The 17623-nt window shown below is 58.3% G+C and carries 18 protein-coding genes; 4 read left to right on the top strand and 14 right to left on the bottom strand.

The window, feature by feature from the left end; all coding sequences use genetic code 11:
* The first annotated feature begins 32 nt into the window (after positions 1 to 32).
* Entirely contained in the window at positions 33 to 1427 is a 1395-nt protein-coding gene (locus QRN24_RS03700) for an amidohydrolase family protein (protein WP_284942350.1), read from the top strand.
* Here the strand turns inward: QRN24_RS03700 and QRN24_RS03695 are convergent.
* Complete coding sequence (locus tag QRN24_RS03695; RefSeq protein WP_014169939.1) at positions 1424 to 1711, bottom strand: DUF1330 domain-containing protein; 288 nt, start codon at positions 1709 to 1711, stop codon at positions 1424 to 1426. The genes QRN24_RS03700 and QRN24_RS03695 overlap by 4 nt on opposite strands.
* Before the next feature lie 149 nt (positions 1712 to 1860).
* On the opposite strand from QRN24_RS03695, the gene QRN24_RS03690 reads away from it, so the two are divergent.
* Positions 1861 to 2766: a LysR family transcriptional regulator gene (locus tag QRN24_RS03690; RefSeq protein WP_014169938.1), complete on the top strand. Its 906-nt coding sequence runs from the start codon at positions 1861 to 1863 to the stop codon at positions 2764 to 2766.
* A 193-nt stretch (positions 2767 to 2959) separates the two neighbouring features.
* Entirely contained in the window at positions 2960 to 3898 is a 939-nt protein-coding gene (locus tag QRN24_RS03685) for an omptin family outer membrane protease (RefSeq protein WP_025204278.1), read from the top strand.
* Positions 3899 to 3992: 94 nt separating this feature from the next.
* Here the strand turns inward: QRN24_RS03685 and paaY are convergent, their stop codons facing one another.
* From paaY to paaA, 13 genes are all read right to left on the bottom strand, one after another.
* On the bottom strand, positions 3993 to 4589 hold the full coding sequence (gene paaY / locus QRN24_RS03680) for a phenylacetic acid degradation protein PaaY (RefSeq protein WP_020884237.1): 597 nt from the start codon (positions 4587 to 4589) through the stop codon (positions 3993 to 3995).
* A gap of 9 nt (positions 4590 to 4598) precedes the next feature.
* On the bottom strand, positions 4599 to 5534 hold the full coding sequence (gene paaX, locus QRN24_RS03675; protein ID WP_044867798.1) for a phenylacetic acid degradation operon negative regulatory protein PaaX: 936 nt from the start codon (positions 5532 to 5534) through the stop codon (positions 4599 to 4601).
* 130 nt (positions 5535 to 5664) lie between these two features.
* Positions 5665 to 6981, bottom strand: a complete 1317-nt coding sequence (paaK, locus tag QRN24_RS03670; RefSeq protein ID WP_148575735.1) for a phenylacetate--CoA ligase PaaK — start codon at positions 6979 to 6981, stop codon at positions 5665 to 5667.
* A gap of 26 nt (positions 6982 to 7007) precedes the next feature.
* Complete coding sequence (pcaF, locus tag QRN24_RS03665) at positions 7008 to 8213, bottom strand: 3-oxoadipyl-CoA thiolase (protein WP_040017391.1); 1206 nt, start codon at positions 8211 to 8213, stop codon at positions 7008 to 7010.
* Complete coding sequence (gene paaI, locus QRN24_RS03660; RefSeq protein ID WP_284942349.1) at positions 8213 to 8635, bottom strand: hydroxyphenylacetyl-CoA thioesterase PaaI; 423 nt, start codon at positions 8633 to 8635, stop codon at positions 8213 to 8215. The genes pcaF and paaI overlap by 1 nt, the downstream gene beginning before the upstream one ends.
* The gene (gene paaH / locus QRN24_RS03655; RefSeq protein WP_183516388.1) at positions 8625 to 10052 is read right to left on the bottom strand and encodes a 3-hydroxyacyl-CoA dehydrogenase PaaH; all 1428 of its coding nucleotides are present in this window, start codon (positions 10050 to 10052) and stop codon (positions 8625 to 8627) included. The genes paaI and paaH overlap by 11 nt, the downstream gene beginning before the upstream one ends.
* A gap of 1 nt (position 10053) precedes the next feature.
* Complete coding sequence (paaG, locus tag QRN24_RS03650) at positions 10054 to 10842, bottom strand: 2-(1,2-epoxy-1,2-dihydrophenyl)acetyl-CoA isomerase PaaG (protein WP_284942501.1); 789 nt, start codon at positions 10840 to 10842, stop codon at positions 10054 to 10056.
* Positions 10842 to 11609 (bottom strand): 2,3-dehydroadipyl-CoA hydratase PaaF, encoded by a 768-nt coding sequence (gene paaF / locus QRN24_RS03645; RefSeq protein ID WP_014169929.1) that lies wholly within the window; start codon positions 11607 to 11609, stop codon positions 10842 to 10844. Before paaF ends, paaG begins: the two co-directional genes overlap by 1 nt.
* Positions 11606 to 12676, bottom strand: a complete 1071-nt coding sequence (paaE, locus tag QRN24_RS03640; protein WP_040017388.1) for a 1,2-phenylacetyl-CoA epoxidase subunit PaaE — start codon at positions 12674 to 12676, stop codon at positions 11606 to 11608. Before paaE ends, paaF begins: the two co-directional genes overlap by 4 nt.
* Before the next feature lie 7 nt (positions 12677 to 12683).
* Positions 12684 to 13181 (bottom strand): 1,2-phenylacetyl-CoA epoxidase subunit PaaD, encoded by a 498-nt coding sequence (paaD, locus tag QRN24_RS03635; protein WP_020884244.1) that lies wholly within the window; start codon positions 13179 to 13181, stop codon positions 12684 to 12686.
* A gap of 14 nt (positions 13182 to 13195) precedes the next feature.
* A complete protein-coding gene (gene paaC, locus QRN24_RS03630; protein WP_020884245.1) occupies positions 13196 to 13942 on the bottom strand; it encodes a 1,2-phenylacetyl-CoA epoxidase subunit PaaC in 747 nt (248 codons plus the stop codon).
* A gap of 8 nt (positions 13943 to 13950) precedes the next feature.
* Positions 13951 to 14238 (bottom strand): 1,2-phenylacetyl-CoA epoxidase subunit PaaB, encoded by a 288-nt coding sequence (gene paaB / locus QRN24_RS03625; RefSeq protein ID WP_003857353.1) that lies wholly within the window; start codon positions 14236 to 14238, stop codon positions 13951 to 13953.
* Positions 14239 to 14249: 11 nt separating this feature from the next.
* Complete coding sequence (paaA, locus tag QRN24_RS03620) at positions 14250 to 15179, bottom strand: 1,2-phenylacetyl-CoA epoxidase subunit PaaA (RefSeq protein WP_014169925.1); 930 nt, start codon at positions 15177 to 15179, stop codon at positions 14250 to 14252.
* A gap of 284 nt (positions 15180 to 15463) precedes the next feature.
* Here paaA and paaZ point away from each other — a divergent pair, with 284 nt between their 5' ends.
* Positions 15464 to 17503: a phenylacetic acid degradation bifunctional protein PaaZ gene (gene paaZ, locus QRN24_RS03615; RefSeq protein WP_151712612.1), complete on the top strand. Its 2040-nt coding sequence runs from the start codon at positions 15464 to 15466 to the stop codon at positions 17501 to 17503.
* The last annotated feature ends 120 nt before the right edge of the window (positions 17504 to 17623 follow it).

Raw genomic sequence — 17623 nt, 5'->3', positions numbered from 1 at the left:
TTCTCACCCATGAAGAGACAAAGGACAAGAAGATGAGCGATTACCTGAGAAATATGATTAACAATCAGAGCATAACCCCACCCGCCACGTTGATTAAGGGCGCAACCTTGCTCAGCATGGATGACAGGGTGGGTAATCTTGAGCGCGGCGATATCCTTATCGAAGGCGCAAAGATCGTCGCCATTGGTGAAAATCTGGCAGCAGAAGGCGCCAGCATAATAGATGCCACACATATGATTGCCATGCCGGGCCTGGTAGATACCCATCGCCATGCCTGGGAGGGACAACTGCGCCGCATTAACCCCGACGCCAAAACGCTTGAAGATTACTGCAACGCCACGCACTTCTCATTCGCCAGGTATTATCGCCCTGCCGATATTTATATCGGCAACCTGCTCACCGCCCTGGGGTGTATTGATGCCGGTATCACTACGGTGATTGATAATTCCCATAACAGCCGCACCGCTGCGCATTCGGACGCGGCCGTTGAGGCCCTGCTGGATGCGGGGATCCGCGCCGTACACGCTTCCGGTGCACCGGTGTCCGGAGAATGGGATCGCGCGCACTGGCCCGGTAACTGGCAGCGCCTGCAAGAAAAGTATTTCCAGAATAACCCTGAAAGTCTTGTTTCGCTGGCGGTCATGGCCCAGCTGGAACCGGAGAGATGGCTGGAGGCCCGCAGGCTGGGGTTGCCAATCGTGACCGAATTCTTTGGGGGTGAAATGGCGTCGCAGCTTGAGGCGCTGCATCAGCAGGGGCTTCTGGGACCGGACAATATTTTTAATCACTGCACCGCACTGCCGGACGACGGATGGAAAATCCTGCGGGACGCGGGCGTACGCGTGAACGTCTGCCCCCGTTCCGATGCGCACTATGGGATTGAAGACGGCATGTTTGCCCTTCAGTCCGCGCTGCGCCACGGCATCAGCCCCGGCCTCAGCGTTGACAATGAAACGTCGTACAGCGGCGACATGTTTATGGAAATGCGCGTGGCTTTTTACCTCCAGCGCGTCATGGGCATGCATCAGCAGCACTGCTGTGGTTCAGCGCACACCGTAAATACGCTTCATACCCAACAGCTCCTGAAAGCAGCCACCGTCGATGGTGCGGCCTGTGCAGGGTTACAGGAGAGCATCGGCAGCCTGACGCCGGGCAAACAGGCCGACCTGGTGCTTATTAACGCCGGCGATCTCAACCTCTATCCGTCCGGCAATGCATTTGGCACGGTGGTCCATGCGGCAGAGCGCAGCAACATCCATACCGTCATGATTGCCGGACGAATCGTGAAGCAAGACGGCAACGTGCTGGGGGTCGACATCACCCGCCTTCGCGAGGCCATTGATGAATCACGTCATCATCTCTTTACCTCAGCCGGGTATGAGCCGGACATATTTGCTGACACCTTCCTGCCGCTGGCGCAGGATTAAGCCCCTTCAACCACAACAAATGTCCCGGTTGCCGCCCCCGCGCGCAGCTTTCTGGCGGCCACGTACCCGGGACTGTTATAAAAACGTTTGGCCTCAGCATACGAATCAAACTCTAAAACGACATGGCGTTCATGCGCCTCCCCTTCGAGATTTTCATATTCCCCTGACCAGACGATGACCCGGGGGTTGAACCCCTGCAGCGCTTCCCCGGCAGCGTTCGCATATTCTGCATAGGCAGCAGGATCTGTGACGGTCACGTGGGCGATTAAATAACCTTTATTCATCTTCTTTATCCTTCCTGAGGACTGTTGCCGGTGGTGTAAAACGCATCAACCTGTTTGACAGCGTTACGCGGTATGAAGACACTCTATTAGTCATCAATAAGGGAATAAATCACCCAAAAAATAACGCACTGTTACCCGGAAGGTGAACAATGAAAAACCTGCATGCACTGACTATTTTTGCGCGCGTCGCAGAAATGCAGAGCTTTACTCAGGCGGCGGAGAGCCTGGGCATTAAGAAAGGCCGTGTTTCAACGGTCGTACGTGAGCTTGAGCATGACCTCGGGACGACGCTGTTGCACCGGACTACCCGCGCGGTACAGCTGACCGAAGACGGTCGGGCTTTTTATTCCCGCGCCCGGGATTTGTTGTCAGATGCAGAAGATCTGCAGTCCATGTTTGCGCCTGGCGGCATGTCACTGCGGGGACGTTTACGCGTCGATATGCCAGCAGTGTTGGCCCAAAGCGTAGTGATTCCCGCCCTGCCACAACTGCTGGACGCGCATCCTGAACTTGAAATAGAACTTTCAAGCACAGACCGGCGAGTCGATCTGGTTCAGGAAGGCTTTGACTGCGTCATTCGTTTTGGGCCCATTGTTGATGAGACCCTCATTGCCCGACCGCTCGGTCAGCTACGGATGATTAACGCCGCCAGCCCACGCTACCTGGAGCGCGTCGGGGTGCCCGAGACGATCGACGACCTGCTTCGTCAGGGACACCGAATGGTGCATTACATGCGAAATTTTGGTGCCCGGCCTGATGGCTGGCAGTACCCGGACGGTGATGGCTACCGGTCCGTCATGTTACCCGGCGCCGCGCGGGTCAACAGCGTACCGGCCTATCATGAGGCCGGGCTGGCGGGTCTGGGCCTAATTCAGGGCGGGTATTCCGCGCTGGCGCCCCATATCCAGCGCGGCGCGCTGGTTGAAGTGCTTCCCCATTTGCCTCCTGAACCGCTTAATGCCGCTTTCGTGGTCGCCCATCGGCGTAATTTATCGCAGCGTGTCAGAGCTTTTATGCACTGGACGGAAGTCATTTTAAAACCGTACTTTGATTAATATCCTGCTAAAGATATTCACGCTAATTGTCGGAGGCCGGACGGCAATATTATCTCGTTCAGGGACGTTTCTTGTGAAAGGAATATACAGCACAAATGCGAATAATGACTAAAACTGGCAGTTGATTGTTATTTGCGTGGCTTTTAAAATTTAATTGCAAGGTATTTATTAAATTTTAATTAGGGACATAAAAATGACAAGAAATACGCTTTTACTGACAATGATGGCCGCCTTTTCAGGCGCAGTATACGCAGGGGAAACGCAATTTACGCCGAATTTCTCACCTGACAGCGTCACCGTTTCAGCCTCGGGCGGGATGCTCAGCGGGAAATCCCATGAAATGGTGTATGACGACGTCACAGGCAGAAAAATCAGCCAGCTGGACTGGAAAATTAAAAACGTCGCTATCCTGAAAGGCGATATTTCCTGGGATGCGTACCCTTTCCTGACCCTGAACGCACGCGGCTGGACCTCGCTGGCATCCGGGTCGGGTCATATGGATGACTATGACTGGATGAACGAAAGACAATCCAGCTGGACAGATCATTCGACGCATCCGGCAACTAACGTCAATTATGCCAATGAATACGATCTCAATGTAAAAGGCTGGATATTGCAGGGCGAAAGCTATAAAGCGGGCGTGACTGCCGGTTATCAGGAAACCCGTTTTAGCTGGACGGCCACCGGTGGCTCTTATAATTATGATAACGGTACCAACACGGGGAATTTCCCGGCGGGCGAACGCGGCATTGGTTATAGCCAGCGCTTCTCAATGCCTTATATTGGGCTTGTGGGGCAGTATCGTATTAATAATTTCGAATTTAATGGCCTGTTTAAATTCAGTGACTGGGTGCGCGCTCATGATAACGACGAGCACTATATGCGCGACCTGACCTTCCGCGAGAAAACTTCAGACTCTCGCTATTATGGTGCGTCAGTGGATGCAGGATATTACGTCACGCCACACGCCAAAGTCTTTGCCGAGTTCGCGTATAGCCGTTACAAAGAGGGCAAAGGCGGCACGCAGATTATTGATACTAACACGGGCGAATCCGGGTCAATTGGCGGTGATGCGGCGGGCATTTCCAACAAAAACTATACCGTTACCGCCGGTCTGCAATACCGGTTCTGATTTCGTGCAACGCATCAGGCCAGCGTAAACATGCACAGGCCCCTGACGGGGCCTTTTTCGATGTGCTGCTTTACTTCCGCAGGTGCGCGCCCCTTCATGACGCCGATTTTGGTCGCAGATCCTCGTCAAACTCCAGACGTTTTCGACCGGGCTCCACTTCGCGCAGGGGTTCGACCTGATGCAGGGTCAGCTTGCAGCGATCCACCAGCACCTGATACTCACGCGTGCCCTGCTTCTTCCAGGCAATTTCCTGCTCGCTCAGCACACGTATCGCTTTTGCCGGACTGCCAATGATCAAATGGTTGGCGGGCATCTCGGCTTTCGCTTTCACAAAGGCCGCCGCGCCGACAATGCTGTTTTCGCCAATCACCGCGCCGTCCATGACCACTGCGTTCATCCCTACCAGAGCGTTACGGCGGATAATACAGCCGTGCAGAATCGCGCTGTGGCCGATATGTCCGTCCTCTTCCACCACCGTGTCCTGCTCCGGGAAACCGTGCATGACGCAGTTATCCTGAATGTTCGCGCCGTCTTTCACCACAATCCGGCCAAAATCGCCGCGCAGGCTGGCATTCGGGCCAACATACACGCCTTTGCCCAGGATCACGTCGCCGATGAGCACTGCCGTCGGGTGAACGTAGCTCTCATCAGGCACCACCGGCGTCAGACCGTCAATTTGATAAACGGGCATCTCCACTCCTTATACGATAGTAAGACCACCAAAGCGTTGATAGTAGAGCGTGCCGGGCACAGGCAGTTCGCCGACGGAGGTTTCACCTTTCTCGCTGACAAACGCCAGCGCCCCCGGTGCCACACGCTGATAAATATTAATGCACAGCTGTCGCGCACTTTGTCCGGCCCAGTGTGCAGGCAATAACTCCTCCGGCAACAGCGGGTCTTTCAGCACCACGCGACGGTAAAAATGGATCAGCAACAGCTGGATCTGGAAGCAGCGTTCCGGCGTTAATTCGTCCGGCGCGGCCTCTTTCAGCAGCGGCAGAAGAGGACGGAACGAGTGGATAAACGTCTCGTACATCGCGTTCTGTTCGGTCAACTGCCAGCACTCCTCGACCCGGGCACGCAGCGCCGCGCGGGACAGCGCCAGCGGCGAATGGGCCTCGAAGAAGATGACGTTTTCCGCCACGCCTGCGTCGTGTAAAAGCGACTGCACATCCGCCAGATGCTGCGACGGGGAGGCCATCAGGCTGGGAGCCAGGGTGCCAAAACCCTGCCAGATCAGCTGTTTTTTGACGTCAGCAAGGGTGGTTTTATCCAGGCCTTCCGAGAGAAGCAACAGCCACTTGCCGTCCCATGCGGGGAGTTCAGACCGGTAGATTTTACTCTCCGCGCGGCGGGTCAAACGCAGCCCTTTGTCGCTCAGCCGGTAAAAGCTGCGTCGTCCGATGCGCGACACATCCAGCCAGCCCTCTTTGTTAAGACGAAACAGCGCAGTGCGCACAAAGCGCTCGCCAAATCCCATCCCTTCCAGTAAGGCGGCGAGGCTGCCAAGCCAAATCTCGCCGCCGCGATGTGAAAGCGCGTCACCGTATAATGAGGAGATAAGCGACGTTCCGCTAACGGGAACCGAGCTAACCGCGTGCTGGATAAAGGCATCGAGTTTATTCATGTGATTCATTCTGTTGTTATTTTTGGTCTGGATGAATCATAGCATATTCCCCTCACCCCGGCCCTCTCCCAAAGGGAGAGGGAGACAACGTCCCTTCTCCCCTCCGGGGAGAAGGTTAGGTTGAGGGGGTGAGGGAAACTCAACCGTTAGCCGCAACTTTACGCAAATCAAACACCCGACAGGCTTTGCCCTCTGAGCGCGGGATACTGCCGCAGTTGACAATCATCACGTCGGTGGAGATCCCGACCATCGATTTAATCCGATGGCGCAGCTGATGGCACACCTGGCAGCGCTGCTCGTGGGTCAGGGTCAGACTGCTCTCTTTGAGCTCCACCTTCACGGAAAGTGAATCAAGATGACCGCGGCGGTTGACCTCCAGCTGGTAGTGCGGGGAGAGGTGTTCGAACTTCACGATCTCCTCTTCCAGCTGGGACGGGAAGACGTTGACGCCGCGGATGATGAGCATATCGTCACTGCGACCGCTGATCCTGTCCATACGACGCATGGTACGGGCTGTGCCGGGCAGCAGGCGCGTCAGGTCGCGGGTGCGATAACGAATAACCGGCAGCGCCTCCTTGGTCAGCGTGGTGAACAGCAGTTCGCCCTGCTCGCCATCATTAAGCGGCGTGCCGTCGTTCGGGTTGACGATCTCCGGATAGAAATGATCTTCCCAGATGGTCGGACCGTCGGCGGTTTCGATACACTCCATCGCCACGCCTGGCCCCATGACCTCAGAAAGCCCATAGATATCCAGCGCGGTGATCCCCAGACGTTTCTCGATTTCGCGGCGCATGGCCTGCGTCCACGGCTCTGCGCCAAACACCCCCACACGCAGGGAGCAGGCGCTGGCATCGCCTCCCATCTGACGCTCCAGCTCTTCGATCAGATTAAGGCAGTAGGATGGCGTCACCATGATCATATCCGGCTTGAAATCGCGGATCAGCTGCGCCTGTTTCTCCGTCTGGCCGCCGGACATCGGGATAACGGTCGCCCCTAAACGCTCTGCGCCATAGTGCGCGCCCAGCCCACCGGTAAACAGGCCATACCCATAGGCCACATGAATTTTGTCTTTCGCACTGCCGCCCGCGGCGCGCAGAGAACGGGCCACCAGGTTGGCCCAGTTGTCGATGTCATGCTGGGTATAACCGACGACGGTTGGCTTTCCGGTGGTGCCGGAAGAGGCGTGAATACGCACCACCTGCTCCATCGGTACGGCAAAGGTATCGAACGGATAGTTATCACGCAGGTCCTGCTTGGTGGTACACGGAAACTTACGGATGTCTTCCAGCGTTTTAAAATCGTCAGGGTGAACGCCCGCGGCGTCAAACTTGCGTTTGTACATCGGAACGTTGTTATAGGCGTGATGCAGCGTCCATTTCAGACGCTCGGTTTGCAGCGCCTGTAATTCGTCAATGGAGGCCGTTTCGATCGGATCAAGCTTTGTTGTATTTGTCATTGTAGGGTACTCACACTGTTATTCGCTCAAACACGCTCAAGGATCATGGCAATGCCCTGACCCACACCGATGCACATCGTACACAGCGCATAGCGCCCGTTGCGTCGATGCAATTCATTGCTCGCGGCCAGCGCCAGCCTGGCACCGCTCATGCCCAGCGGGTGGCCCAACGCAATGGCCCCTCCGTTCGGGTTGACGTGTTCAGCGTCATCCGGCAATCCCAGCTGACGTAACACGCCCAGCGCCTGAGAAGCGAAAGCTTCGTTAAGCTCAATCACGTCCATATCGTTGATGCTGAGCCCGGCACGCTCCAGCACTTTGCGGGTGGCTGGCACTGGTCCTAAGCCCATCAGACGTGGTTCCACGCCAGCGGTAGCCATCGCCACGATCCGCGTGCGCGGGACAAGCCCTTGCGCGTGCGCCATCGACTCGCTGGCGATAATCAGCGCCGCAGCGCCATCGTTTACACCGGAGGCGTTACCCGCCGTCACGACACCGTTCTTGCGAAACGGTGTTTTCAGCGCGGCAAGTTGTTCAAGCGTGGTATCAGCACGGGGATGCTCATCTACCGAAACTTCCGTAACCGTTCCTTTTTTGCCGGGCACCTGCACCGGCACAATCTCCTGCGCCAGAATGCCGTTCTGCTGCGCCTGAGCAGTACGCTGCTGGCTACGCAGCGCGAAAGCATCCTGATCGGCCCGGCTGATATTTAACAATTCAGCTACATTCTCTGCCGTTTCCGGCATGCTGTCAGTTCCGAATTGCTGATGCATGAGCGGATTCACAAATCGCCAGCCGAGTGTGGTGTCGAAAATCTCCGCCTGACGCTGGAACGCCGCCGTGGCTTTACCCATCACAAACGGCGCCCGGGACATTGATTCGACGCCGCCTGCAAGCAGCATGTCGCCATCGCCCGCCCTGATTGCCCGTGCGGCAAAGCCAATCGCGTCCAGACCCGAACCGCACAGGCGGTTCAGCGTGGTGCCGGAGACCGTCTGAGGCAGTCCGGCCAGCAGCAGCGACATACGCGCCACGTTGCGGTTATCTTCCCCCGCCTGGTTGGCGCAGCCGAAGATCACATCATCAATCCGCTCGAGGTCGAGCTGCGGATAACGGGCCAGCAGCGCACGCAGCGGCACCGCGCCGAGATCGTCGGCGCGAACGCTGGCCAGCGCCCCGCCATAGCGCCCCACCGGGGTTCGAACGCCATCACAAATAAAAGCGTCACGCATCAGGCTTCTCCTGTCACACTGCCGCCGATGCGGTGAGATTTTCCGCGAAACAGGGCAACGGTTTTCTGTTGTTGGTTCTGAATTTCAATGTCATACACGCCGGTCAGTTTGCCCTGATGCTTAACCCGCGCGGTGGCGGTCAGCGTGTCGCCGGTAAACCCCGGGCGCAGAAAATCGATTGAACAGCCTGACGCCACTGCCGCCAGCCCCTGGCTGTTGCAGGCGTAGGCAAAAGCGGTATCGGCCAGTGAAAACAGCTGTCCTCCGTGGCAGGTTTTGTGGCCGTTGAGCATCTGCGGGGTGATGGTCATCGTCACTACCGCGTAGCCATCGTCCATGTCGATGATGTCGATCCCCAGCGCCTGGGCGCAGGCGTCCTGTTCATACATGGTGCGGGCGTTATGCCAGGCGTTATGACTCATAGCTACTCTCCAGAAGCGCACGCTGGCGCAGCAGTGAACAAGGGCGATAGCGTTCTTCGCCGTAATGGCGTTGCAAATTTTCAAGCAGCGTTAACAGCCGTTGCCAGCCCAGACGCTCACCCCAGGCAATGGGCCCGTTCGGGTAATTCACGCCGAGGCGCATGGCAGTGTCGATATCCTTCTCGCTGGCCACCCCTTTTTGCAGCGCATCCAGCGCTTCGTTGGCGATCATCGCCACCGTCCGCCAGACCAGCAGGCCGGGGTAATCGGCAATGCGCAGTACCCGGTGTCCCTGCTGTTGCAGGTACCAGACGGCTTTTTGCGTGGCGGTATGCGGGTTATCCGATGCGGCTGCGATCACCGCCACGTCGCGTTCGATGCGGTCAATCACCACGACCGGACAGTTAAAACGCCGGGCCAGCGCCTGAGCGGTCTCCCCCTGGGTTTCAATCAACAGGAGCTCATCTATTTCCGTGACACCGTCACCTCTTCGCTGCACACGCATGGGGGTAAAGCTGTCGTTTACTGCGTCAAGCCACGGCACAGCCGGTTTCTCACCGTGCCAGTCGTAAACGCCCTTCCCGCTTTTTTTGCCCAGTCGCCCCGCCAGCACCAGTTCCTGCTGCACCAGCGACGGCAGGAAACGACGTTCCTGCCAGAAAGCATTGAACACGGAACAGGTCACCGCAAAGTTGACGTCCTGACCAATCATGTCGGTCAGCTCCAGCGGTCCCATCGGGAAACCGCCGCCGTCGCGCAGGGCGGCATCAATCACTTCTGGCGCGGCGACCTGCTCTTCCAGGGCGCGCCAGGCTTCAGAATAGAACGGACGCGCAACGCGGTTGACGATGAACCCTGGCGTTGACTGACAGCGAACGGGCTGTTTCCCCCAGTTCAGCGCCAGCTCGCACAGCGCATCGGCCACTTCGGGCGATGTCGCCAGCCCGCTCACCACCTCGACCAGCTTCATGACCGGTGCAGGATTAAAGAAATGCAGCCCCGCGACGCGCTCCGGATGGTGAACATCCGCCGCAATCGCCGTAACAGAAATGGAGGAGGTATTGCTGGTCAGCAAGGTCTGCGGCGGGCAAATCTGAGCCAGTTGCGCAAACAGCGCTTTTTTGACGTCGATACGCTCAGAAGCGGCTTCAATCACCAGATCTGCCGCGGCAAGCGCTTCGATATCCGTTACCGGCAGCAGCCTGGCAAGAATCTGGCTGCCAGCATCGGCGGAAAGTTTTCCGCGAGTCACCCGGGAGGCGAGACGCTGGCGGATCCCGTCAATCGCGCGTGAAATCGCGTCTGAAGCAATGTCATACATCAGAACCTGATGCCCATGACTCGCCGCGACCTCCGCAATTCCCGCGCCCATCGTGCCGCTTCCAATGACGGCGACAGTACGAACCGTGATCGCCATCTTATTTCCCCGTGAATGTCGGTGCACGTTTGGCAAGGAAGGCGCTGACCCCTTCCCGGTAGTCGTCGCTGCGACCGGCCAGACGTTGATAATCGCGCTCCAGGTCAAGCTGGGCGTCGAGGGTGTTGGTCTCTGCCGCGTTAATCGCCTGCTTAATCAGCCCCAGACCAAAGGTGGGCTGAGAAGCAAAGTGCAGCGCCATCTGCTGGGCCGTGGCGGAGAGGTGTTCGTCATCCACCACCTGCCAGATCATCCCCCAGGCGTGTGCCTGTTCGGCGCTGAGTTTGTCTCCGAGCAACGTCAGCCCCATTGCGCGGGCGCGCCCGGCGACGCGCGGCAGGAACCATGTTCCCCCGCAGTCCGGCACTAATCCGAGCTTGCTGAAGGCCATCACAAAGGTGGCAGAACGGGCGGCAATGACCATGTCACACCCCAGTGCCAGCGTGGCCCCGGCCCCGGCGGCCACGCCGTTGACCGCGCAAATCACCGGTTTCGGCAACGTCGCAAGACGGCGAACCAGTGGGTTGTAGAACGTCTCCACGGACATTCCCAGATCCGGCGCCGGACCGTTAGGATCGACGTTGCGGTCATTAAGATCCTGACCCGCGCAGAAGCCGCGCCCCGCCCCGGTAATAAGCAGACAGCGGATGGTGTCATCGCGCTCGGCCTGCTTCAGGCACTCAGCGAGTTGCTGATGCATCACGTCGTTAAAGCTGTTCAGACGCTCCGGACGGTTCAGCGTCAGGGTCATCACGCCTTGTTCTACATGACTGAGAATAAATTCCACGATTAGCGTCCTTTAAAGTCGGGGGTACGTTTCTGTAAGAATGCGTCGATGCCTTCTCGCCGGTCTTCGGTCGCTGAAAGCAGCGTAAACAGCTGTCGCTCCTGGACCAGTCCGGCCTGCAGGGAAACCTCCTGAGACTGGCGCAGCGCCTGCTTTGCCGCCTGGAGCGCCAGCGGTGAGTGTCGAGCCATCAGCGCCGCCTGTTTCAGGGCATATTCCAGCGTCAATGAAGCCGGGAACACATCGCTGACCAGCCCGGCGCGCTGCGCCTGCTGCGCGGTAATGCTCTCCCCGGTCAGCACCATTTTGCTGGCCAGCGATTTGCCCACGCTACGAATCAGGCGCTGCGTACCGCCCGCCCCGGGCATGATCCCGAGCGTAATTTCCGGCAGACCAAAACGGGCGTTATCCCCGGCAATCACCACGTCGCACAGCAGCGCAAGCTCGCAGCCCGCGCCCAGCGCGAAGCCGTTGACGGCGGCAATCAGGGGTTTGTTGAAGGCGTTGATCCGGGCCCACAGCTGGGGACGGATATCGTTCAGGGTGGCAGGCAGGTCTTTCTCCGCCATTTCGTTGAGATCTGCGCCGGCAGCAAAGCAGCGTGCGTTGCCGTAAATCACGCAAACGGAGAGATCGCGATCGGCCGCAGCGGCGTCGAGCGCGTCAGCAATCTGCTCTAACAGGGCGTTATTCAGCGCGTTGCGTGCCGCCGGACGGTTAAGCGTCAGCTGCAGGACACGACCATGACGGGTGACCATCAGTTCGCTCATGCCATCCCCCTGGAGTCAAAATCGACGATCACGTCAGCGGTTAACGGCAGCGACTGACAGCTCAGCACATACCCGGCCGCCAGTTCGTCCGGCTCAAGGCTGTAGTTCGTCGCCATATCAACTTTGCCACGCAGCACTTTGCATTTGCAGGTCGCGCATACGCCGCCCTTGCAGGCATACGGCAGGTCGGCGCCCTGACGCAGGGCGGCATCAAGAATGCTTTCATCGTTTGCCGTGAGGGTAATTTCCCGGTCGCGACCGTCCTGACGCACGGTGACTTTCTGCCCTTCAGCCTGCACGCTGACCGTGCGTTTGACGGTCGAGCCTGGCGTATTAAAACGCTCAAGGTGGATCGATTTCTCTGGCATCCCCAGCGCTTTCAGCGCCGCTTCCGCGTCGTCCATCATGGCGGACGGGCCACAAATAAAGGCTTCGTCGTACTGGCGGAAGTTGATCAGGGTTTTCGCCAGCGCCTGCAGCTTCTCACTGTCGATACGTCCATGCAGCAGATCGCTGTCGAGCACCTCCTGGCTGAAGATGGCGACCAGCTGCAGACGCTGCGGGTATTTGTCTTTCAGATCGGCAAGCGCCTCGCGAAACATCATGCTCTGGCTGCTGCGGTTGCCGTAGATCAGGGTGAAATGACTGTTCGGCTCGGTGGCGAGCGTGGCGGACAAGATGGCCAGCATTGGGGTAATGCCTGAACCCGCGGCAATGGCCAGATAGTGCCCTTCCCGGTCGGCGCGCGGCTGGTAACCAAACTGGCCCTGCGGCACCATGACCTCCAGCGCCATGCCCTGTTTGATCTCATCCCGGGCATAGCGGGAAAAACGTCCGCCCTCGATGGCTTTCACCGCTACGCTGATCTCACCCGGCGCGGTACTGCGGCAGATGGAGTAACAGCGGCGCAGCTCATCCTCTCCCAGCTTCGCTTTCAGGGTCAGGTGTTGTCCGGGACGAAAGCGATAGGCATCCTGCAACGCCTGCGGTACCGCGAAAGTGATGGTCACCGCATCGCGGGTTTCGGGTTCCACTTTTGCCACTGTTAATGAATGAAACGTTGTCATGGCAACCTCAAATACATTTGAAATAGTCGAAAGGCTCACGGCAGTCGTTGCAGCGATAAAGCGCTTTGCAGGCCGTCGAACCAAATTCACTGATAAGCGAGGTATGTGTGCTGGCACAGCGTGGGCAACTCACCTCGGCCGGGGCATGCGCGTGGCAGCTGTGGCCCACCGGTGGGCTGATGCCATATGCGCGCAGGCGTTCACGCGCATCCGCCGTCATCCAGTCGGTGGTCCAGGCCGGTTCGAGCTGAAGCACAATATGCACTGGCGTAAAGCCGTGTGCGGTCATCGCCTCGCGAATCGCGCCAAGCAAATGTTCCGTCGCCGGGCAGCCTGAATAGGTTGGCGTAAAGCCAATAACCCAGCCTTCGCCCTGTGCCGATACGCTACGCACCATGCCTAAATCGGTGATGGTTAACACCGGCACTTCCGGGTCCGGGATCTGGCTTAACAGCGACCAGATTTGAGGGATCTCCGCGGGTGCAATCCCGGCAAAACGCTGCATCTTAACCTCCGTACTTACCACTGCTGACCCGGATGGGCACGCTGGAGATACTGCATTTCTGCCAGCATTGGGCCGAGATGTTCGGTATGCAGCCCGCGCTTGCCCCCCGTGCGATACGCCACTTCCGACGGCACGCTCAGGGTGGCCTCCTGCAAACCGGAAAACACTTCCTGCTCCCACGGCTGACGAAGCTCGCGCGGATCAACCGCGACGCCGGAGGCAATCAACGCCAGCTCGACGTCATCGGCTTCAAACAGCTCGGCCGTAAACCGCCACAGGGTGTCGACCGCCTGCTGCATACGCTGTGAAGATGTTTCCGTTCCGTCACCCAGACGCACCAGCCAGCCACGACTGAAGCGCAGGTGGTAGCGCGCCTCTTTTATGGCTTTCGCGGCGATGGCGGCAAGCTGGCTGTCGCTGCTGTGGGTCAGGCGTTCATACAGCGCTACGTTCCAGGCATCCATAAAGTACTGGCGCGCAAGCGTGTCGGCGAAACTGCCGTTAGGCTGTTCCACCAGCAACACGTTGTGAAACTGGCGTTCATCACGCCCAAACGCCAGGGTGTCTTCATCGCCCTGACCTTCCAGCGCTGCGGCATAGGTCAGGAAATTGCGCGCCTGCCCCAGCAAGTCGAGACCGATGTTGGCGAGCGCGAGATCGATTTCCAGCTCCGGCGCGTGACCACACCAGGCGCCCAGACGCTGGGAGAGCACCAGACCGTTGTCGCCCAGACGCAGGGCATATGCGGATAATGTTTTCATCCCTGACCTCACATGTGCTCGATGCCATCAGGGATGGTGTAAAACGTAGGATGGCGGTAAACCTTACTTTCCGCCGGGTCGAAGAACTCGCCGCTCTCTTCCGGCTGAGAGGCGACAATCTCGCTCGCCTTCACCACCCAGATAGAGCAGCCTTCACTGCGACGGGTATAGGCATCACGCGCATTTTCCAGCGCCATGCGATCGTCGGCGGCATGAAGACTTCCCACATGGCGGTGGGACAACCCTTGTTTGCTGCGTACGAACACTTCGTACAGCGGCCAGTAGACATTGCTCATCGTGTTTCCTCTTAAGCCACTTTGCGGGCGTGTTGTTTTTCCGCGTGCGCCAGTGCGGCTTCACGCACCCACGCCCCGTCTTCCCAGGCTTTACGTTTGGCAGCCAGACGTTCGTGGTTACAGATACCGCGCCCGTTAATGACCTCATCAAACTCGTGCCAGTCAATCTCGCCAAAGCGGTAGTGACCGCTCTCTTCGTCAAAACGCAGGTCAGGATCCGGAACCGTCATGCCCAGCATTTCTACCTGCGGAACCGTGTTGTCGACAAAGCGCTGGCGAAGTTCGTCATTGCCGAAGCGTTTGATTTTCCAGGCGAGGCTGCGGGCGCTGTTCGGCGAGTTGTCATCGTTTGGGCCGAACATCATCAGAGCGGGCCACCAGAAGCGGTTAATGGCGTCCTGCAGCATCTGGCGTTGGGCGTCACTCCCCTGCGCAAGCGCCATACAGGCTTCAAAGCCCTGACGCTGATGGAAACTCTCTTCTTTACAGATTTTCACCATCGCGCGGGCATAGGGGCCATATGAGGTACGGCACAGCGCCACCTGGTTGACAATCGCCGCACCGTCCACCAGCCAGCCGATCACCCCGATATCCGCCCAGCTCAGGGTCGGATAGTTGAAGATGGAGGAGTATTTCATCTTGCCGTCGAGCATCTTCTGGTAGATGTCTTCCCGCGCGCAGCCCAGCGTCTCGGCCGCGCTGTAGAGGTACAAACCGTGCCCGGCTTCGTCCTGCACTTTCGCCAGCAGGATCGCTTTGCGGCGCAGCGTCGGCGCGCGGGTGATCCAGTTTCCTTCCGGCAACATGCCGACAATTTCGGAGTGCGCGTGCTGACCAATCTGGCGGATCAACGTCTTACGATAGGCATCAGGCATCCAGTCCTGAGGCTCAATCGCCGTCTCCTGCGCTATGCGCTGCTCAAAGCGTTGTTCTTGCGTCACGTCATCACCTTTATGATTCGATTATTTACCACCTAAAGTGAAATACTGAATCACTTCATTTTTTAAAAGTTACACAAAGGTTAAATATAACCCCAAGAAATGTTTCCCAATTTTGTGATGGTGCTCGCAAGGCTTTTTGCACAAGGCCTGCGCAACGGGGCTTCCGGCCTTTCACTTCATTACGCTGGATCACAATGTTAACAATTCATTAAAACTCAGCTTGCTTTTTATGATTCATGATTAAACTATTGATAGTGAAATTACGTAACACTTGGAGATAAGCGATGCAGCAGTTAGCCAGCTTCTTGTCCGGCACCTGGCAGTCTGGCCGGGGCCGCGAACGTACTATCCATCACGCCATCAGTGGCGAAGCGCTGTGGTCCGTGACCAGCGAAGGTCTGGACATGGCGGATGCACGTCGCTATGCGATCGCGCGTGGCGGCGAAGCCCTGCGCGCCATGACCTTTATCGACCGTGCCGCCATGCTGAAGGCGGTGGCGAAACATCTGCTTAGTGAGAAAGAGACGTTCTATGCCCTGTCTGCCCAGACCGGGGCGACCCGAGCAGACAGCTGGGTGGATATTGAGGGTGGGATCGGGACGCTGTTCACCTATGCCAGCCTGGGGAGCCGCGAGCTGCCTGATGACACACTCTGGCCGGAAGATGAGCTGATCCCGTTGTCGAAGGAAGGCGGCTTTGCTGCGCGTCACGTACTGACGTCAAAATCGGGCGTGGCGGTCCATATCAACGCCTTTAATTTCCCGTGCTGGGGAATGCTGGAAAAACTGGCGCCCACCTGGCTTGCGGGGATGCCTGCCATTATCAAACCCGCCACCGCCACCGCGCAGGTCGCGCAGGCGATGGTGAAAGCGATTGTGGAGAGCGGTCTGGTGCCGGACGGTGCTATCAGCCTTGTCTGCGGCGGCGCGGGCGATCTGCTGAATCATCTCGACAGCCAGGATGTGGTGACCTTTACCGGCTCCGCCAGCACCGGCCAGAGCCTGCGCATTCACCCGAATATCGTGGCTAACTCCATTCCCTTTACCATGGAAGCCGACTCCCTCAACTGCTGCGTTCTGGGTGAGGATGTGACGCCGGAACAGCCAGAATTCGCGCTGTTTATTCGCGAAGTGGTACGCGAAATGACCGCCAAGGCAGGGCAAAAATGTACCGCCATCCGCCGCATAATTGTGCCTCAGGATCGGATGGATGCCGTCAGCCAGGCGCTGATCGCGCGGCTGCAAAACGTGGTCGTCGGCGACCCGGCAGAGGACGGGGTGAAGATGGGCGCGCTGGTGAACGGCGAGCAACGCGCGGACGTGCAGGAGAAAGTCGATCTGTTGATTGCGGCGGGTTGCCAGGTCAGACTCGGCGGAAAAGCCGATCTGCAGGCTGCGGGGGCATTCTTCCCGCCGACGCTGCTTTTCTGCCCACAGCCAGATGAAACCCCCGCCGTGCATTGCACCGAAGCCTTCGGGCCGGTCGCCACGCTGATGCCCTCCCGCAATTCAGACCACGCGATGCAGCTGGCACGGGCGGGTGGCGGGAGTCTGGCCGGTACGCTGGTCACCGCCGACCCGGCTATCGCCCGCCAGTTTATTGCCGGCGCGGCGCGGGCGCACGGACGAATTCAGATCCTTAACGCCGAATCCGCCAGGGAGTCCACCGGACACGGCTCTCCGCTGCCGCAGCTGGTGCACGGCGGTCCTGGCCGCGCAGGTGGCGGTGAAGAGCTGGGAGGACTGCGTGCGGTGAAGCACTATCTGCAGCGCACCGCCATTCAGGGCAGCCCGACCATGCTTGCCGCCATCGGCAAACAGTGGGTACGGGGTGCTGCGGTTCAGGAAGATCGCGTTCATCCGTTCCGGAAATACTTTGAAGAACTGCAGCCGGGCGACAGCCTGCTGACCCCGCGCCGCACCCTGACGGAAGCCGATATCGTTAACTTTGCCTGCCTGAGCGGCGATCACTTCTACGCCCATATGGACAAAATCGGCGCGGCAGAATCCATCTTTGGCGAACGGGTGGTGCACGGTTACTTCCTGATCTCTGCCGCGGCGGGTCTGTTTGTCGATGCCGGCGTCGGGCCGGTGATTGCCAACTACGGCATGGAAAACCTGCGCTTTATCGAACCGGTTAAGCCGGGCGATACCATTCAGGTGCGCCTCACCTGTAAACGTAAAACGCTCAAGAAACAACGGACCGCCGATGAGAAGCCAACCGGCGTGGTCGAATGGGCCGTTGAAATCTTTAACCAGCACCAGCAGGCGGTCGCGCTCTACTCCATCCTGACGCTGGTGGCGCGCCAGCACGGCGACTTCTGACACGTTCCTCTCTCGCACGTTGACCGGGGTGTGATATCGCCCCGGTCTTTTTTTAACCTGGCAAGACTAACAAATAACCTGGCAGATGCAGGCAAACGCTTTTCTCGGGCGCCTGTCAGG

Source organism: Enterobacter sp. MEB024 (assembly GCF_030209635.1).
Taxonomy (GTDB): Bacteria; Pseudomonadota; Gammaproteobacteria; order Enterobacterales; family Enterobacteriaceae; genus Enterobacter; species Enterobacter ludwigii.
Note: the sequence above shows the minus strand (reverse complement) of the source record. Positions and strands in the feature narration are given on the sequence as shown.

What these genes read in the sequence shown, in the direction of transcription:
- QRN24_RS03700 (WP_284942350.1), top strand. Translation starts at nt 33, where the DNA reads ATGAGCGATTACCTGAGAAATATGATTAACAATCAGAGCATAACCCCA.
- QRN24_RS03695 (WP_014169939.1), bottom strand. Translation starts at nt 1,711, where the DNA reads ATGAATAAAGGTTATTTAATCGCCCACGTGACCGTCACAGATCCTGCT.
- QRN24_RS03690 (WP_014169938.1), top strand. Translation starts at nt 1,861, where the DNA reads ATGAAAAACCTGCATGCACTGACTATTTTTGCGCGCGTCGCAGAAATG.
- QRN24_RS03685 (WP_025204278.1), top strand. Translation starts at nt 2,960, where the DNA reads ATGACAAGAAATACGCTTTTACTGACAATGATGGCCGCCTTTTCAGGC.
- paaY (WP_020884237.1), bottom strand. Translation starts at nt 4,589, where the DNA reads ATGCCCGTTTATCAAATTGACGGTCTGACGCCGGTGGTGCCTGATGAG.
- paaX (WP_044867798.1), bottom strand. Translation starts at nt 5,534, where the DNA reads ATGAATCACATGAATAAACTCGATGCCTTTATCCAGCACGCGGTTAGC.
- paaK (WP_148575735.1), bottom strand. Translation starts at nt 6,981, where the DNA reads ATGACAAATACAACAAAGCTTGATCCGATCGAAACGGCCTCCATTGAC.
- pcaF (WP_040017391.1), bottom strand. Translation starts at nt 8,213, where the DNA reads ATGCGTGACGCTTTTATTTGTGATGGCGTTCGAACCCCGGTGGGGCGC.
- paaI (WP_284942349.1), bottom strand. Translation starts at nt 8,635, where the DNA reads ATGAGTCATAACGCCTGGCATAACGCCCGCACCATGTATGAACAGGAC.
- paaH (WP_183516388.1), bottom strand. Translation starts at nt 10,052, where the DNA reads ATGGCGATCACGGTTCGTACTGTCGCCGTCATTGGAAGCGGCACGATG.
- paaF (WP_014169929.1), bottom strand. Translation starts at nt 11,609, where the DNA reads ATGAGCGAACTGATGGTCACCCGTCATGGTCGTGTCCTGCAGCTGACG.
- paaE (WP_040017388.1), bottom strand. Translation starts at nt 12,676, where the DNA reads ATGACAACGTTTCATTCATTAACAGTGGCAAAAGTGGAACCCGAAACC.
- paaD (WP_020884244.1), bottom strand. Translation starts at nt 13,181, where the DNA reads ATGCAGCGTTTTGCCGGGATTGCACCCGCGGAGATCCCTCAAATCTGG.
- paaC (WP_020884245.1), bottom strand. Translation starts at nt 13,942, where the DNA reads ATGAAAACATTATCCGCATATGCCCTGCGTCTGGGCGACAACGGTCTG.
- paaB (WP_003857353.1), bottom strand. Translation starts at nt 14,238, where the DNA reads ATGAGCAATGTCTACTGGCCGCTGTACGAAGTGTTCGTACGCAGCAAA.
- paaZ (WP_151712612.1), top strand. Translation starts at nt 15,464, where the DNA reads ATGCAGCAGTTAGCCAGCTTCTTGTCCGGCACCTGGCAGTCTGGCCGG.